The sequence below is a fragment of the Acinetobacter soli genome (assembly GCF_000760595.1).
GTDB lineage: Bacteria > Pseudomonadota > Gammaproteobacteria > Pseudomonadales > Moraxellaceae > Acinetobacter > Acinetobacter soli.
This window is the reverse complement of the sequence record NZ_BBNM01000001.1, coordinates 204,698-222,827: the sequence shown is the minus strand read 5'-3', so window position 1 is coordinate 222,827 and position 18,130 is coordinate 204,698. Positions and strand designations below refer to the sequence as shown.

Sequence of the window (18,130 nt, the reverse complement as noted above, 5' to 3'; positions counted from 1 at the left end):
AATTGCTGCAGTTTTACTTAATAACTTACATTCGCCATACAAACCAAATCTTATTTATAGTAATTGAAATAGTAAATGGGCGGTTTAATTTTTTAACCGCCCGAAACTTTTTTACACCACGAGATTTATTTATCTAGCGTTTTACACAATGAACAAATGGTGCCGTGATGTTTGTGAGAGAACAGTACATCGGGGCGTTCATATGGCTGATCACACACGACGCACTCATAAATGGTTGCCACAGGCGTACCTTCGGCATCGAAACGAGGCTCTTGAATGCCGTCGTGCGCTTGCTTGATGTAGTATTTGCCTTTGGTCAAAATGCCCATCAATGGCGTCATCACAAACGCAACCACCAGCGCGATGATAGGTGAGTAAGCAGCCAAAAAGCTACCAAATAATCCAAAGAATGCAGCAATTGATAGTCCTGCTGCAGCCAAAAATGCCACCAAACCCACAGGATTAATATTGTGCAGCATATCGCGGCGATATTCTGGCTCTTTTGGAGAAAGCTTTAAGAGATATTTATTGATAGAAATATCGGTTGCAACCACCACCACCCAAGCGATGGCAAAGTTAGAATAAAAGCCCAGAATTTTGCCCAGCACTGCAAACATGTTGCCTTCCATCAGTGCCAGAGCAATGACCAGATTAACCATCACAAACACGATACGACCCGGATAATGTTTGGTCACGCGCGTATAGGCACTGGTCCATGCCAATGAGCCTGAGTAAGCATTGGTGACATTAATCTTGATTTGTGAGATCACCACTAAAATCACGGCCAGAGAGAGTGCCAACCAGCCCGGCAGCATGTCATGAAATGCGGCATTAAACTGTTGTACAGGTTCTGTCGAGTTAATGCCGGGTACTTTGGTCAGTAAGTAAAAACCCAAAAATGCCCCGATAATTTGTTTAATCGCACCCAAGATCACCCAGCCCGGACCCGCCGAAATCACGGCTGCCCACCATTGTTTGCTGTTTTGTTTGGTTTTGGCAGGCATAAAGCGTAAGTAATCAATCTGCTCACCGATTTGCATAATCAACGACAAACATACACCGGCACCCAGCATGATCGCGGCCATGTCCATCGGTGCGAAGCCTTCTGCACCGGTGTAACTGGCAAATTGACCCACCAGATTAGGCTCTTTGTGAATCAGATATGCCACAGGGCCAATCATCAGAATCAGCCAGATCGGTGTCGTCCAGACCTGTAAGGTACTTAGGGCTTTCATGCCATAAATCACCAGTGGAATCACCATCACCGTAGAGATGAGATAACCCAGCCATAACGGAATACCTAAGCCGAGCAACAGCCCTTGTGCCATGATCGAGCCTTCAAGGGCAAAGAAAATAAAGGTAAAACTGGCAAAAATGATACTGGTCAGCACTGAACCAATATAGCCAAAACCGGCACCGCGGGTGATCAGATCCAGATCAATGTTATAGCGTGCAGCGTAATAAGCCAGTGGGATACCGGTTAAAAAGATAATCAGCGCTGCAAATAAAATTGAAAAAACGGCGTTGGTGGTGCCATAGGCCATACCAATACTGGCACCAATCGAAAAGTCGGCCAGATAGGCAATGCCGCCCAATGCTGTAATGGCCACCACTTTAGGGCTCCAGCGGCGAAAACTGTGCGGTGCATAGCGCAGTGTGTAATCTTCGAGGGTTTCATTCACGGCTTTACGTGAATCGGCGTCGTCGACGGTACCAATAGTTGAATGCTCGGATGCGCGCATAAGCTGGATCTCCCCACAGAACGAATAACGGCAATATTGGATTGCTTGATGTAGAGGAGTCTGTCGGGTTAGGGCAAAATTGGAAATACGTTATTTTGCGTATACGTGCGCATGCAATAAGCATAGCAATCTGCGTCAAGATTTGGCAAAGTGACCATATAGCCTTAGTCTGCCCAGCCATTGCTCGCCATGTCAAATTCTTCAAAAACTCCGCACGCACCACAACGTGTGATTAAAACACGTCGTGACTATAATCTTTGGGTGGCCGACCAGAGTATCGAAGATTTTGCGCTGCGCTATGCACCAGCGTCGGTACGCAAATGGTCGCCGTGGACAGTCACCAATACTGCCATCTCGACGGTCAGTTTTCTGGCCATGGAAGCCATTGGTGCCACCATGCTGTGGCAATACGGTTTTAGCAATGCCATTTGGGCGGCGATTGTGGTGTGTTTGATCATTTTTATGACCAGTTGGCCGATCAGTTACTATGCAGCGAAATATAATGTCGATGTCGATTTACTCACGCGAGGCGCAGGCTTTGGTTATATCGGCTCGACCATCACTTCACTGATTTACGCCAGCTTTACCTTTATTTTGCTGGCATTTGAAGCAGCCATTATGGCAATGGCGCTGGAACTGGCACTGAATATTCCGCTGAGTATTGGCTACTTAATTTCTGCACTGGTCATTTTACCTTTGGTGGTGAAAGGCATAGGGTTTATCAATAAAGTACAAGCCTATACTCAGCCGTTATGGCTGATTTTGTTGGTGCTACCGTGGATCGTGGTGCTTTGGAAACAGCCACATTTGCTCAGTGACAGCATTCATTTTGCGGGTGTTGTGTCGGCCTCAAGCGATTTTAACCTGTATTATTTTGGCGCTGCCTGCACGCTGATTTTTGTGTTTGTGATTCAGATTGGCGAACAAGCCGACTACTTGCGCTTCTTGCCACAACAGCAACAAGCAAAGCGTTCGTGGCATCTTGCAGTATTTTTGGGTGGCCCATCATGGATTTTGGCGGGTTTTCTTAAAGTTTGCATGGGGATGTTGCTCATGCTGTTGGCTTATCAATTACTGGTTCCGATTGCTGAATTAGATAACCCGACCTACCTCTACTGGATGGCTTATCAGCAGTTTATTCCATCGCCGCAAATCGCCTTGTTACTCACGCTGTTACTGGTTTGTCTGGCGCAAATCAAGATCAATGTCACCAATGCCTATGCGGGCTCGCTGGCGTGGTCAAACTTTTTTGCGCGTTTAACACACAGCCATCCCGGCCGAATTGTGTGGTTGATTTTTAATGTGCTGATTGCAGTGGTACTCATGGAGATGGGAATTATCCATGCGGTCGAGCGAATTTTAGGGCTATATAGCAATCTGGCGTTGGCATGGATTGGCGCCGTGGTGGCAGATCTAATGATTTGCAAACCGCTTGGGCTAAGTCCCAAAGGAATTGAGTTTCGACGTGCTTACTTGTACGACATCAACCCGGTAGGCGTAGGTGCGCTGGTGATTGCATCATGTGTCTCAATGCTATGTTATTTGGGAGTGTTTGGCTTTACGGCAAAAGGCTTGGCCAGTTTTATTGCACTCGGTACGTCTATGCTCTGTGTGCCGCTCATTGCATTACTTACCCGTGGCAAATACTACCTTGCTCGCCCACCTGAACAGATTGCCTCAACTCCTGTAGCCACTTGCGTGGTGTGTGAGCGTGATTATGAAGTAGCCGATATGGCAGTGTGTCCAGCTTATCAGCACTCAATTTGCTCACTCTGCTGCTCACTCGAAGCACGCTGTCATGATTTATGTAAGCCGCATGCCCGCTGGACAGTACAGCTTAAAACATGGATCGAGCGATATTTGCCTAAAGCATGGTCACAGCGGTTAAATACTCGCCTAAGCCAATATTTACTGTTAATGCTCTCGCTCGGGCTTATTTTAGCGGTATGTTTAAGCTTGGTGTATTTACAAGAAAAAACCTATTTGGAAGCAGTCAACGAGCAAGCTATCCAGCAATTATTTACTTTATTTTTAAAAATCTACACCATTTTATTTCTACTGATCAGTGTTGCGGCGTGGTGGTTGGTGCTTAATGATCAAAGCCGCCGTAAAGCTGAGCAGGAAACGCATCAGCAAACCCGTTTGCTCATAGAAGAAATCGCAGCGCATGAGCAAACCTCACAGCATCTTTACGATGCCCGTATTCAGGCCGAGCGTGCCAATGAAGCCAAAAGTCGTTATGTGGTGGGCATTAGCCACGAACTCAGAACGCCACTCAACAGTATTTTAGGTTATAGCCAGTTATTACAAAAACAGGAGCAGCTTTCGCCACAAGGCCAGACGGCACTGGGTGTGATTAGTCGGAGTGGTCAGCATCTGACCTCACTCATCGATGGTTTACTGGATTTATCGCGCATCGAAACCGGTAAGATCAGTCTGAATATGGTCGATGTACATTTTCCTCATTTTATCGAACAAATGATTCAGATGTTTCAGCCGCAAATCGAGCAGAAACGGCTACATTTTATTTGTGAGGTGAGTGAGCATTTACCGGAATATGTCCGAACTGACAAAAAAAGACTGGAACAAATTTTAATCAATTTACTGGGGAATGCGCTTAAATTTACCACCAAAGGCGAAATCCATTTGAAACTGGAATATCGTTTTCAAACGGCCTATTTTGAAATTCGAGACACCGGATGCGGTATTGCAGCGCAAGATCTTGAGCGGATTTTTAATCCATTCGAGCGTGGCAGTAATGTGGTGCAGGGCGGGTTTACCGGAACCGGGCTTGGACTACCGATTGTGAAATTACTGGTCGATTTGCTTGGTGGCCAGCTCTCGGTAACAAGCGAGCTAAATCAGGGCTCATGCTTTAAAGTTAAATTGTACTTGCCTTCTAAGGCACTGGTACATCCTATTTCAAATGTACAATCGAATCAGATCACGGGCTATATCGGTGAGCAAAAACGGATTTTAGTGGTCGATAATGAAGCCGTTGACCGAGGTTTGGTGGCGAATTTTTTACGCCCACTTGGTTTTATTATTCAGGAAGCAGAATCAGGTATCGATTGTTTAAGGCAGGTGCCAGTGTTTCAGCCCGATCTTATTTTAATGGATTTAAATATGCCCATGATGGGCGGCTGGGAAACGGCACATTTACTACGTCAAAATAATATTACCAACGTCCCGATCTTGATTATATCGGCCAATGTGAATGAGCGTGAGGGTAATCCGCAAGATGCCGTATTAAGTGAAGACTTTATGCTAAAACCGATCGATCTGAATTTACTTTTAAATAAAATTGGCGATAAATTGGGGCTTACGTGGATTGATCAGTCTACAGCTTCAACCACACAAGCCTCCCTGGCAGCGCAAAAATCAGAACCGATTTCTGCTCAGCCATTTACGACCACAGCGGTCGTAAATGAGCCTCAACCTACCCATACACAGTCGATGACGTTTGATCAGGCTTTGAATCATCTAGAGCAACTGATTGGGCAGGGCTATATACGCGGTATTCAGCGCGCCGTGCAATAGTATCAACATGATTTTCCAGAATATAACGAACTATGGGGACAACTGAATCAATCTGTGCAAAAATTTGACTTAAAACACGCACGCCAATTACTTCAGGACGCACGATGAGTCAGGACATTGCTTCGATTTCTCCATTTCGCCCGCACGATCAGGCGGTGATTTTAATTGTGGATGATGTGCCTGAAAATCTCGGATTATTGCACGAAAGTTTGGATCAGGCGGGTTATCAGGTATTAGTCACCACAGATGGTTTAAGTGCCATTGAAATTGCGCACCGCTGTCAGCCAGATATGATTTTGCTCGATGGCAATATGCCACATATGGATGGTTTTGAAAGTTGCTTACAGCTCAAAGCCAGCCCAATTACGCAGTTTATTCCGGTCATTTTTATGACCGGATTGTCTGAAACTGAACATATTGTCCGTGGCTTTCAGGTGGGTGGCGTCGACTATGTCACCAAACCACTCAATATTGAAGAAGTTCTGGCGCGGGTAAAAACACATCTGGCGCATGCGCAGCTTTTACGTCAGCAAAAGCAGGTAATTGATGCCACTGAAGTCGCGATTTTGGCACTCGATCAGCTCGGGAAAATTGCATGGACCACAGAGAAAGCCAATATTTTGCTGAACCAATATTTGCAAGATCGTGAACGCTTTGAAACTGGTTTAACGCAGTGGTTTGCCGAAATTAAACGCGATAAAGACAATAAAAAGAAAATGAGTTGCACCTATTCTAGTGCATCGCATCAACTGCAACTTATTTTACTTACGCCATGGCACGATCAACCTGTGGGTCACGCCACTTATCTGGTACAAATTAAAATGTCTGCTCCGGCTTTGGGCGTTGAGGAGATTTTAAAATATTGCCCGCAACTGACCCAGCGAGAGGCGGAAGTTTCGCATTGGCTGGCACTGGGTAAAACCAATAAAGATATTGCAGAGATATTAGAGCTCAGCCCAAGAACTGTAAATAAGCATCTTGAACATATTTTTGAAAAACTCTGTGTGGAAAACCGTACAGCAGCGGTGGCTTATATGAATAGTTTGGTGCAAGAAAATACGATGTGAGGAGGGAATAATCATCACATTGGATTTTATATTCATTTTTTGAGATATTTTAAATCCAAAGTTCACCTTTAAAATTAAACTTAGACGACAAAATATGTCGCTTAAGTTTGAATTCATAGCGACATACGCCACTTAGAAATAAATCTAATTATAAAAAAACGCTGCTTCTTACGAAACAGCGTTTTTTAGTTCCAACTTCAATCAAGCGGGTAAATCAAACCAAATCATTTCACTGTCTTCAAGCGCATTAATCGCTGTTTTTTCATTAAACAGCAGCGCATCACCCGCTTTTACAATTTGGTCTTCAATCATAATTTGACCCGATACCACATGCACAAAATTATGTTTTTTGGTGGTCGCAATTTCAAGTGATTGTCCAGCCTCAAGTACCGCAGCTTTAACCTCAGCATTCTGACGAATAAACATCGGTGCGGTATCATCTGGGCCTACAATCAAATGCCACTGATTCGGTGCAGCATGCGGGTCAAGCTTGATTTGCTGATAACTCGGCTCGGCATTACGGACATTTGGTTGAATCCAGATTTGAAACAAATGTACCGGTTCATCCGTGTTATTGATTTCACTGTGCTGAACACCCGTACCTGCACTCATCAATTGCCATTCACCCGCATGGATGTACTCTTCGTTGCCCATACTGTCGCGATGCGTTAAACGGCCATGCGTGACATAGGTCAGAATTTCCATATTGTCATGTGGGTGAGTACCAAATCCGTTATTTGCGGCAATGGTATCGTCATTAATCACACGAAGTGGCCCAACTCCCATATATTTCGGGTTGTACCAGCTACCAAATGAAAAGCTGTGATAGGTATTTAGCCAACCAGCTTGGACATGACCACGGTTTTCACTGCGATGTAGATAAGCATTCATGCGGTATCTCCCAAATATTGTCGTTCTTTCATGTGAGTAGATTAACAAGATTGAATATCGCCAAAAACCATAGAATCAGAACAAATTGTCCTAAATTTAGTACGGTATTATGCCAACGTATAAACATACATTAATTATAGGACAATTTGTTTTTATCTTGAAAATAAAAAAAGCCTGCACGTGCAGGCTTTTTTAAGAAGCAAAATTATTCTAAGAAACGAACAGTTACACCACTACGCACCTTGTTACCCAAGTCGTTGGCATCCCAGTTGGTTAAACGGATACATCCGTGAGATGCAGTTTTAGAAATAGCAGATGGATTAGGTGTACCATGAATACCAAATGATTTCTTGCTCAAGCCAATCCAGATATTCCCTACAGGGCCATTCGGGCCTGGTGGTAAAGAAAGTGGCTTTAAGTTATTGCCTTGAACAAAGTTACTTGGCGAGTAGCTATACCACGGATTACGTGCCACACCCACCACTTTGTAAGTACCTGCTGGTGACGGTGTATCGCTACTACCAATCGTTGCAGGGAAAGAGGCAATCATCTGGTTGCGGCTATTAAAGAGATACAACTGACGTGCGCCTTTGTGCGCAATAATCAAGTGAATGTCTTCTGGTAAATCGTTGCGCACATTCGCCACAATGATTTTTTCGCCGGCCTTTTTAAAGGTTGCCTTCGGATTTAACTTTTTCAAAAAGTCTTCATCCATATGGAATTTTTCACCCAGCATTTCGGTCACACGTACATAGTACAAACCTTTCATTTTGGCTTGTTGTGCGTAATCGTGTGGAATAGACGCCGCATACGGACCTTTCAAGTCATCTTCAGTCAGGGTGTATTCAACATAAGCCGGTTTGTTTTGTTTGGCCAGTAATGCATCCCACGTTTCTTTGGTGAGTTCGCCTGTGGCTTTTAAACCGTTCATTTGTTGAAACGAAGACAACGCCTTTAATGTATTCATGCCGCTGGTACCATCAATAGCACCCGGAGAAGCATGAGTATTGTTTAGCATGACTTGCGCGCGTGCATAGACTGGGAACTGACCACGGCCAATATTTTCATACCAGTCGGCATTATTGAGACTGTCTAGCGTCCAGGTCACTTTTGCGGGTGCCTGAGCAGTCTTGCTGCTTGCTGCTGTTTTTGCCGCTGGTGCGCTTGAAGGAGCTGCACCTGTGTCGGCTTGCTTATCTTCTGTGCTTTCAAGACGCTGTAGCGTTGCCGACGCTTGGTTCAGATCTTTTTCTTCTTGCGCTGTAATGGATGCGCTATCTGGAGCAGATGCCGCAACTGGTGCAGAAGCAGCAGCCGGGCTCGATGCCGCAGATGCATTACGCGCAGCAGTCACAGGCTTATAATTGACTGTGTTGCTAGATTTGGTCGATGCATCTACAGCAAGTGGATCAATCGGATCTTGAACTAAATCTGTACTACGAACGACTTTAGGATGCAACGGTTGCTCAACCGTTGAAGCCGCGAAAACTGTACCGCTAATGATGCAGCTTAGACTCAATGCGAGTAAAGAGCGAACAAACATGCACTTCAACCTTAAGAATTATTCATATTTCAGGGTATAAAACATTGCAAGTATTACAGAAATTAATTGGCGATGCAGTATTTGTTTTGTGTAAATCCTGCTTTCCCGAGTGTTTGTATAATTTCTCGGATTTTGCCCTTATTCATGGCCAATTCTTTTTGTTATTATGCGATCAAGATAAGTATTTAGATTGAGAAAGTAAATGACGGCTTTAAAAAATGATCGTTTTCTACGTGCTTTATTGCAGGAGCCCGTCGATACCACGCCAGTCTGGATGATGCGTCAGGCAGGTCGTTATTTACCAGAATATCGTCAAACACGCGCTCAAGCGGGTGACTTTTTATCGCTTTGCAAAAATACCGAATTTGCTTGTGAAGTGACTTTACAACCTTTACGTCGCTACGATCTTGATGCCGCAATTTTATTCTCCGATATTCTTACCATTCCCGATGCGTTGGGGCTTGGGCTTTATTTCGAAGCGGGTGAGGGGCCAAAATTTAAAAAAACCATCCGCAGTGAACAAGATGTGCTGGCATTGCCAAATTTCAATGCTGCATCCGATTTAGACTATGTCATGAATGCGGTATCAACCATCCGTTCGGCACTGGGCGGGCAAGTGCCGTTGATTGGTTTTTCTGGTAGCCCTTGGACATTGGCCACTTATATGGTCGAAGGCGGATCAAGTAAGGATTTTCGTTACACCAAACACATGATGTATGCGCAGCCAGAAGTGTTGCATGCCTTACTCGACCGACTAGCCGTGGCAGTAATTGATTACTTAAATGCTCAAATCGATGCAGGTGCACAGGCAGTTCAGATTTTTGACAGTTGGGGCGGCGCTCTGGCACATCGTGAATACCATGAGTTTTCGCTCAATTACATGCGTAAAATCGTGGCTGGTCTAAAGCGTGAAAATGATGGTCGTCGTGTTCCGGTAATTATATTCACTAAAGGCGGCGGTCAATGGCTTGAGCCAATGGTGGCATCTGGCGCAGATGCTTTAGGTCTCGACTGGACCACGCCATTAAATGTGGCGCGTCAAACCGTGGCAGGGCGGGTGGCTTTACAAGGTAATCTCGATCCGGCTGTACTGTATGGTGACGCCGAGAGTATTCAAAAATCGGTGAAAGCCATGCTCGATGATGCCTATGCCAACGGTGAAAAAACTGGCTATGTGGCCAATCTTGGTCATGGTATTACGCAATGGGTCAATCCAGATCAACCCAAAATTTTTGTCGATACCGTACATGAGTACAGCGCGAAATATTTAGGATAAGCCACTCGTGTACCCACTCAAACTCACGTGTTTATTTGGATTTAAGGCAGCTTCGGCTGCCTTGTTTGGTTTATTGCTCTTGATTGCATTTGCGCTCACTGCGCCCATGGGCAGTCGGGAGTACTACGGTTTTTTTCGTTATGATTATTTGCTGTTTTATGCGGTCATTATTCAGGTGTGCCTGATTTACCTCAAGTTAGAGTCGTGGGCAGAAGTACGTGTGATTGCGTTATTTCATCTCATGGCGATGGTCATGGAGATATTTCTAACGCATCCTGCAATTGCTTCATGGCAGTATCCACAGCCCGCAGCATTCCGGCTCTGGACGGTTCCGCTGTTTGCGGGCTTTATGTACTCTGCGGTAGGGAGTTTTTTTGCACGTTCGCTACGCTTGTACTCGGTATCTTTCACAAGGTTGCCTACATTTGGCCTGATGATCGGTTTGGCGGTGTTGTCTTATTTGAATTTCATGACCAAATTTTTTGTGCCTGATATCCGCTACGTTCTTTTTGCGGTCAGTGTGGTCATGTTTTGGAAAACGCGTTTAAGCTTTCAGCTCGATCAAAAACGGTTTAATTTGCCGATGTTACCTGTCTTGATTTTGCTGGCCTTTCTCATTTGGATAGCAGAGAACATCAGTACATTTTATAAGATCTGGCTTTACCCCAGTCAGGTCGATGCGTGGCATATGGTGGGCTGGGGCAAGCTCGGATCGTGGTATTTATTACTCTTATTAAGTCTGGTGCTTGTGCTCAAGATACTGGGTCAGCGCAGTGCCACCGGTTCGTGGCAGTTGCATGCTCAGCATCAAACAAACGCAAATCGTTAAGCATGTTGCTGCACTATAAAGTACAAGTGCAGCAACCACTGATTAGTCAATATCACCAATCATCATGACGGTATGGCCCAGCAAATAACCTGCCGTCACCAAAATCGCAATCCAGATAAATGCACCAATCACGTTATAAATTGAAAACACGGTATAGTTCATACCGCTAGAACCCGCAGCAAAGGGTGCAAATGAACGTGCAAACGGAATAAAGCGCGCGATCAAAATGGTAATGGCGCCATGACGACGAAAGTAATCGTGCGTTTTTAACAGATATTCATGTTTGATAAAGCGGGATTTGACTTCAAAAACACGTACGCCCATTCGGCGTCCAATATGATAATTGACGATATAGCCCAAGGTTGCCGCAAGAAATAACAAGAAAATAATAAAGCCCAGATTCATAATCGCTGTGGTGGCACACAAGGCACCCACCGCCAGCAACAGACTGTCACCGGGCAAAAAGAACATAAAAATAAAAGCAGTTTCTGCAAAAATAATCAAAAATAAGATGGCATAAATCCACAATCCATATTCTTGGATCAGGATAGGTAAATAATTTTCAAATCCAATCAAGAAATCAAAAAATTCCATTAATTATCTACCTTCACTACGTTTTTACCTCTTCGTTAATGTATTAACCCAAGATACGACTGACTCAGATAGACACTCAACGCACATCAAACGTCAGCTCATTAATAGCTTTCAGGTACTGCGCTTAAAAATTCGCGTCTTGCTTCCTTGTCAGTTTTAAAATCGCCAATAAAAGAAACGGTCCGTGTTGTCGATTCTTGCTTGCCTACACCTCGCATCATCATGCACATATGCGCTGAATCAATCATCACCGCCACACCACGTGCTTTGGTCACTTCTTCAACAGCCTGTGCGATTTGCTGGGTTAAATTCTCCTGAATTTGTAGACGTCGAGCAAACATTTCTGTAATGCGCGCAAATTTAGAAAGTCCGAGCACTTGGCCTTCAGGAAGATATGCAATGTGCACACGTCCATAGAATGGCAGTAAATGGTGTTCACATAAAGAATAGAATTCAATATTTTTAACCAAAACCATTTCATGGTTATCTGAAGGAAATACGGCGTTGTTGGTCACTTCTTCCAAACTTTTGCCATAGCCCGAGGTTAAAAACGAAAATGCCTTGGCAGCGCGGATTGGCGTATCTTTAAGCCCAGGACGATTTAAGTCTTCGCCCACTGCGGTCAGGATATTGGCATAGGATTGCTGCATTGACATAAGACGTTTTGACTTAACTTTACTAAACAAGCTCGGCATTGTATCAGAACATGCTCAGATGTTCATATCTTGTCGCGCTATATTTATACGCTTCTGGTGCCGATGCATAAAAGATGCTGCATTTTCATGAAAAAAATGTGCAATTCAGAGCGCTTTGCCTCGCTTTCGACTCGTTTTATCGGCCGCTTTGTGATACACCTGATCACAACAGTTTCTTTTTTTCTATCGAGATCGGGCCGTTGTGAGGCGTCATTTATTTGGATATTCAGTTTATATTCTAAATCAAATAATGATTATTCAAAGCCATTCAGATCAACAAGATAGCGTTTTAATGGCACTTAACTTGCTGTTTATCAGCATGCTTAAGGTCATGATGTAAAATTCAAGGATAAAACATGTCGGAACGTCCAATTACTTTCTTTTTTCGCGGACAAACGCAGCAGGTCCAAGGTGTTTCACCTGTCATGACGGTTTTGCAGTTTTTACGTGAACATGGATTGGCTCAACAGGGTCGTCAAACCGGCACCAAAGAAGGCTGTGCCGAGGGCGATTGTGGTGCATGTACGGTGGTCATTGGTGAGTTGGTCAATCAGCAGTTGCAGTTACGTAGCGTCAATGCCTGTATTCAGTTTTTACCTACACTAGACGGCAAAGCGTTATTTACCGTAGAAGATTTAAAACAGTTGTCGATGTCTGAAGATCAGTCCTTACATCCGGTTCAGCAGGCCATGGTCGAATTACATGGCTCACAGTGTGGCTTTTGTACGCCGGGCTTTATTATGTCGCTTTGGGCCATGTATGAAAATGAGCCGAATGCGCCGTCTAAAGAGACTGTTCATAACTATTTATCTGGCAATTTGTGCCGCTGCACAGGCTATCGCCCAATTTTGGATGCTGCACAAAAAGCCTATGATTACCCAACCATCCGTTTAGCACGCCAAAACATTATTGAGGTACTCAAACAGTTACAGCAGTTACCAGCACTTGAGTTTCGTCATGCGTCCGCGCAGTTTTTTGCACCGAAAAGCTTAGATGCATTTGCTGATTTGCGCGTGCAATATCCGCAGGCTCGTTTAGTGGCAGGCAGTACCGATGTGGGGCTGTGGGTGACCAAACAAGGTCGTCATTTGGGCGATATGCTCTATATTGGGCAGGTTGAAGCACTAAAACATGTCAATCTTCAAGAGGGTCAGCTCTGTATTGGTGCAAATGTCACCTTAACCGATGCTCTAACTCATATTTCTGTCATCTATCCAGAATTGGCCGAATTACAGCGCCGCTTTGCTTCGATGCCCATTAAAAATGCAGGTACGCTAGGTGGAAATATTGCCAATGGCTCACCAATTGGCGATTCCATGCCTGTGCTCATGACTTTAAATACGCGTCTGCGCTTACGCTGTGGCCAGCAAACACGTGAAATTGCATTAGAAGACTTTTATCTGGATTATCAAAAAACAGACCTTCAACAAGGCGAATTTGTAGAAGCCATCTTAGTGCCTGTACGTGCTAAAGATTCAGCGCTTAAAGTGGCCACATATAAAATTTCCAAGCGTTTTGAGCAGGATATTTCTGCTGTATGTGCTGCACTCAGTTGCGAGCTCGATGAGTATCATGTGGTGCAATCCATCAAAATCGCTTTTGGTGGAATGGCGGCGATTCCAAAACGTGCTGTTCATACCGAAGCGGTTTTGCTTGGTCAGCCTTTTGATATGGCTTTACTGCGTGAGGCACAAGTAGCCATGGAGCAAGACTACCAGCCACTGAATGACGGGCGTGCCAGCGCTGCGTATCGTTTGCAAGTGGCAAAGAACTGTTTAGAACGTTTTTTTGTTGAACATATTCATCCACAATCGATCACGCGTATCGATAATCTGATTACGATGGTGGAGGCATAAAAGATGAATCATTCAATTGACCTGAATCCTCGTCAGCGTTCTGCCAAAGCAGGACAGTCTATTGCGCATGAAAGTGCTCATTTGCACGTGACGGGTGAGGCGGTGTATATCGATGATATGCCCGAACTTGCAAATACCTTGCACTTGGCCGTCGGCTTTTCAAAATGTGCCAAAGGCAAGATCACAGCATTTGACCTAGAGGCTGTACGCGCTGCACAGGGCGTACATGCAGTGTATACCGCAGCAGACATCCAGATCGAAAACAACTGGGGGCCAATTGTCAAAGATGATCCTATTTTTGCCGATGGAGAAGTGGAGTTTTATGGTCAAGCCTTGTTTGTGGTGGCTGCCGATACCTATCAGCATGCTCGCCAAGCAGTACGTTTAGCCAAAATTGAGTACGCCGCAGAAACCCCTATTTTAAGTATTCAAGATGCAATCGAGCAGCAATCTTGGGTGTTGCCACCCGTCGAGTTTTCGCATGGTGAGGTCGATGCCGCGTTTGAGCATGCACCTCATCGACTAAGTGGTTCAATCGATTTGGGTGGGCAAGAGCATTTTTATCTCGAAGGGCAGATCTCTTATGCAGTGCCTTTGGAAGATCAGAGCTTAAAAGTTTATTGCTCCACACAGCATCCGACCGAAATGCAACTATTGATTTGCCATGCACTGGGCCTACATATGCATCAGGTCAGTGTTGAAGCACGCCGTATGGGTGGTGGTTTTGGTGGTAAAGAATCGCAGTCGGCGCAGTGGGCCTGCATTGCCTCCTTGGCAGCGCAGCACTCGGGCCGTCCGTGTAAGCTACGTTTAGACCGTGACGACGACATGACGTCAACCGGCAAACGTCATGGTTTTGCCTATGAGTGGTCGGTGGCCTTCGATCAGGACGGTTTGTTGCATGGTCTTAAAGTTCAATTGGCATCCAATTGTGGCTTTTCTGCCGATTTATCTGGCCCAGTCAACGAGCGAGCCATTTGTCATCTTGGAAATGCCTATTATTTAAATGCGGTGCAAATTCGTAACCTACGCTGCAAAACCAATACCGTTTCAAATACGGCGTATCGTGGCTTTGGTGGCCCGCAGGGCATGTTTGTGATTGAAAATATCCTTGATGATATTGCCCGCTATTTAAACTGCGATCCGGTACATATTCGTCAAAAGAATTTTTTTGCGGAAAAACCGGGGCAAGGCCGTGACCGTATGCATTACGGTGCCGAAGTGCGAGACAATGTCGCACCAAAAATTGTCGAAGAGCTACTGGTTTCAAGTCGTTATTTCGAGCGAAAAGCCGAAATTGAGCAGTTCAATCGTGACAACAGCATCATCAAACGCGGTCTGGCATTGACTCCGCTCATGTTTGGTATTTCATTCAATGCGGTGCATTATAATCAGGCGGGTGCCTTGGTTTATGTGTACATGGATGGAACAGTGGCCATTACCCATGGCGGTACTGAGATGGGGCAAGGCTTATATACCAAAGTACGTCAGGTCGCTGCACATGAGCTTGGACTATCGATTGAAAAAGTGCGTTTAATTGCCACCGATACGTCGCGTGTACCAAATACCTCAGCCACTGCTGCATCGAGTGGTGCAGACCTAAACGGTAAAGCTGTGCAAAATGCCTGTATCAAGATTCGTGAGCGCTTAAGCCAGTTAGCTGCCGAAATCAGCCAGACAGAAGCATCGACTGTACATTTTGAAAATAATACCGTGAGCACGCAAAGCGGTTTGTCTTGGCCATTTGATGAACTGGTGCATCGTGCTTATATGGCCCGCGTACAACTCTGGGACAGTGGATTTTATAAAACGCCTGAAATTCACTATGATCAGGTCAATCATTTAGGCCGGCCATTCTTTTATTATGCCTACGGGGCAGCTGCGAGCGAAGTTGCGATTGATACTTTAACTGGCGAAATGAAAGTACTTCGTGCAGATATTTTGCATGATGTCGGCCGTTCGATTAATCCTGCAATCGATATTGGTCAGATTGAAGGTGGCTTTATACAAGGTATGGGCTGGCTGACTACAGAAGAGCTGTGCTGGCAACCTCAAGGGCCGCATGCAGGCCGTTTGTTCACGCATGCACCGTCAACCTATAAAATCCCGACCAGTCTGGATATACCGCCGGTATTTCATGTGAAACTGTTTGATAACAGCAACGAGGCCGATACCATTTACCGTTCAAAAGCGGTTGGTGAGCCGCCGTTTATGCTCGGGCTTTCAGTGTTTTCTGCCATTCGGCAAGCTGTACAGTCGACCATTCCAAAGGATGCACCGCTGGTACTTAATGCGCCGGCCACAGCCGAAGAAATCTTACGCGCGATTGCAATTGGTCGCGGTCAAGCGCTTGCAGAACGTCCTCAACCGCGTTTGAAATAAGCCATGCAACAACATTTACAGTGGTGGCATGATTTGGCACACGTTTCACTACATGGTTGTGCTGAATCATCGTCCGTAGTTTTGGTGACCGTGGTTCGTGCTGACGGATCCACTCCGCGTGAAGTGGGTGCAACGATGCTGCTCGGCTTGCGCGACAATCAGGTTTATCAGTCCGATACCATCGGTGGTGGGCATCTTGAGTTTCAAGCCTTCGATATTGCGCAGGCCATGCTGAAAGGTACCGATAAGCGAACGCTTTTTGTCGAACGTTTTAATTTAAGTGCACGGCTGGGGCAGTGTTGTGGCGGTGTGATGTGGTTGCTGTTTGAAAAACTCCAGCCACGAGAGCATGCTTCAATGCTGGCATCTGCTTATGCTGCGTGGCAATCAGGGCAACCTATCGAGCGGCAAGTACATGAAAATGGGCATTCGAACTGGCAAGTGACTCCAGCACAGGTGCCATCTATCGCTATTTTTGAAAGAGGTGAAACCGGTTGGCGCTGGCAGCAGTGTGTTCAACCCTATGCCCTGAAGGTTTTGTTATTTGGTGCAGGACATGTCGGGGAGGCGATCGTACGGTGTTTACAACCAATCGGGGTGCAAGTGACATGGGTCGATAGCCGTGACAATATTTTTCCGCCAGATTTACTCAAACAGGTCAATTGTGTTTGTACTGATGTGCCAGAGGCAGAAATTGCGCGGTTTGATCCGCAAGGTGCAATCCTGATTTTGACTCATGATCATCAGCAAGATTTGCAGTTGTGCATGGAGGCGCTTAAATCTTCACAATCACGCTTTGCTTATGTCGGAATGATTGGCTCTAAAAGTAAACGTGCCATTTTTGAAAAACGTATGCAGGCGAGGGGCTATGAGCAGGCCCAATTACAGCGTTTGGTCTGTCCAATTGGTATTACAGGCATTAGTTCGAAGCAACCTGCCATCATCGCCGTTTCGGTAGTGGCAGAGCTACTTCAAATCTTCGATCAAAAGAAATGATGCTGTCGCATCATTTCTTGGTTTTATATATTGGATTTTTCTCAGCACGTTTGAGCAAGACCAGAACAGCGCCTGTACCCCCCTGATTTTCTGGGGCACTCACAAAAGCCAGAACATCACGGTGCTGGCGCAGCCAACCATTCACGTAAGTCTTCAAAATGGCTTCTGGCCCTTTACCATGCACGATCTTAATCACGTTTTGGTTTTCGGTCTTGGCCATCTGAATAATTTGCAAGACCGCAGCACGCGCTTGTTCAACAGTACAGCCGTGCAGATCGACTGCTTCAAACCAGCGCATTTTTCCAGCTTTTAGGTCTTCAAAGACTTTATGCTGTAGCGTCGCAATGCGATAACTCAAACTGGCTTGGCTTGCGACAGGATTTAATGCCGCCTGCGTATCCGAAAGCTCAGCGAGTTCACTTTCGATCGCACCTTCAGCCGCCGCCCGTTTTGCTAAAATCTGAGCATCTACTTTTTTGCTGCGCTTGGGTTTGATATCTGCAACATTGCCATGATCAATCGGCTTGACACCTTGCAGCGCTTTTTTAAACAAATCTAGCTCTTCAGCCTCACGATCCACTGGCTGATCGGCACTGTTTGTTGCATGCTCACTACGATTTTCAGTGGCGTGTGAATGCGGCTGACTGATCTGCTTTTTAAACTGCTTTAATAATTTTTGCTGTTCTTTAGACAGCGCAGAATCTTTATTACTCATAGGA

At 45.4% G+C, this 18,130-nt stretch carries 12 protein-coding genes and 1 pseudogene; 7 read left to right on the top strand and 6 right to left on the bottom strand.

What is annotated here, in order from left to right; all coding sequences use genetic code 11:
• Nucleotides 1–125: 125 nt before the first annotated feature.
• Entirely contained in the window at nucleotides 126–1,742 is a 1,617-nt protein-coding gene (locus tag Aso01_RS01070) for a purine-cytosine permease family protein (protein ID WP_004939047.1), read from the bottom strand.
• Nucleotides 1,743–1,931: 189 nt separating this feature from the next.
• On the opposite strand from Aso01_RS01070, the pseudogene Aso01_RS01065 reads away from it, so the two are divergent.
• Both Aso01_RS01065 and Aso01_RS01060 read left to right on the top strand, forming a co-directional pair.
• Nucleotides 1,932–5,390 (top strand): annotated as a pseudogene (locus tag Aso01_RS01065) (hybrid sensor histidine kinase/response regulator).
• Nucleotides 5,387–6,349, top strand: a complete 963-nt coding sequence (locus Aso01_RS01060) for a response regulator transcription factor (RefSeq protein WP_004939043.1) — start codon at nucleotides 5,387–5,389, stop codon at nucleotides 6,347–6,349. Before Aso01_RS01065 ends, Aso01_RS01060 begins: the two are co-directional and overlap by 4 nt.
• A gap of 201 nt (nucleotides 6,350–6,550) precedes the next feature.
• Here Aso01_RS01060 and Aso01_RS01055 read toward each other — a convergent pair whose 3' ends face one another.
• Complete coding sequence (locus Aso01_RS01055; RefSeq protein ID WP_004939041.1) at nucleotides 6,551–7,240, bottom strand: pirin family protein; 690 nt, start codon at nucleotides 7,238–7,240, stop codon at nucleotides 6,551–6,553.
• 205 nt (nucleotides 7,241–7,445) lie between these two features.
• Nucleotides 7,446–8,783, bottom strand: coding sequence for a L,D-transpeptidase family protein (locus tag Aso01_RS01050; protein WP_004939040.1), 1,338 nt, complete (start codon nucleotides 8,781–8,783; stop codon nucleotides 7,446–7,448).
• Between the two features lie 202 nt (nucleotides 8,784–8,985).
• Here Aso01_RS01050 and hemE point away from each other — a divergent pair, with 202 nt between their 5' ends.
• Both hemE and Aso01_RS01040 read left to right on the top strand, forming a co-directional pair.
• Nucleotides 8,986–10,059, top strand: a complete 1,074-nt coding sequence (gene hemE, locus Aso01_RS01045; RefSeq protein ID WP_004939038.1) for a uroporphyrinogen decarboxylase — start codon at nucleotides 8,986–8,988, stop codon at nucleotides 10,057–10,059.
• Nucleotides 10,060–10,066: 7 nt separating this feature from the next.
• Nucleotides 10,067–10,888 (top strand): DUF817 domain-containing protein, encoded by an 822-nt coding sequence (locus tag Aso01_RS01040; RefSeq protein WP_004939032.1) that lies wholly within the window; start codon nucleotides 10,067–10,069, stop codon nucleotides 10,886–10,888.
• A gap of 42 nt (nucleotides 10,889–10,930) precedes the next feature.
• On the opposite strand, the gene Aso01_RS01035 is transcribed toward Aso01_RS01040, so the two are convergent.
• Nucleotides 10,931–11,482, bottom strand: coding sequence for a VTT domain-containing protein (locus tag Aso01_RS01035; RefSeq protein ID WP_004939027.1), 552 nt, complete (start codon nucleotides 11,480–11,482; stop codon nucleotides 10,931–10,933).
• Nucleotides 11,483–11,583: 101 nt separating this feature from the next.
• Nucleotides 11,584–12,132, bottom strand: a complete 549-nt coding sequence (gene folE, locus Aso01_RS01030) for a GTP cyclohydrolase I FolE (protein ID WP_206541105.1) — start codon at nucleotides 12,130–12,132, stop codon at nucleotides 11,584–11,586.
• 401 nt (nucleotides 12,133–12,533) lie between these two features.
• On the opposite strand from folE, the gene xdhA reads away from it, so the two are divergent.
• From xdhA to xdhC, 3 genes are read left to right on the top strand one after another with little or no spacing between them, the layout of a single operon-like run.
• Nucleotides 12,534–14,033 (top strand): xanthine dehydrogenase small subunit, encoded by a 1,500-nt coding sequence (gene xdhA, locus Aso01_RS01025; protein ID WP_004939021.1) that lies wholly within the window; start codon nucleotides 12,534–12,536, stop codon nucleotides 14,031–14,033.
• A 3-nt stretch (nucleotides 14,034–14,036) separates the two neighbouring features.
• Nucleotides 14,037–16,415: a xanthine dehydrogenase molybdopterin binding subunit gene (gene xdhB / locus Aso01_RS01020; protein ID WP_004939018.1), complete on the top strand. Its 2,379-nt coding sequence runs from the start codon at nucleotides 14,037–14,039 to the stop codon at nucleotides 16,413–16,415.
• A 3-nt stretch (nucleotides 16,416–16,418) separates the two neighbouring features.
• Complete coding sequence (gene xdhC / locus Aso01_RS01015) at nucleotides 16,419–17,411, top strand: xanthine dehydrogenase accessory protein XdhC (protein ID WP_004939013.1); 993 nt, start codon at nucleotides 16,419–16,421, stop codon at nucleotides 17,409–17,411.
• Nucleotides 17,412–17,421: 10 nt separating this feature from the next.
• Here xdhC and Aso01_RS01010 read toward each other — a convergent pair whose 3' ends face one another.
• The gene (locus tag Aso01_RS01010) at nucleotides 17,422–18,126 is read right to left on the bottom strand and encodes a Smr/MutS family protein (protein WP_004939006.1); all 705 of its coding nucleotides are present in this window, start codon (nucleotides 18,124–18,126) and stop codon (nucleotides 17,422–17,424) included.
• Nucleotides 18,127–18,130: the final 4 nt, after the last annotated feature.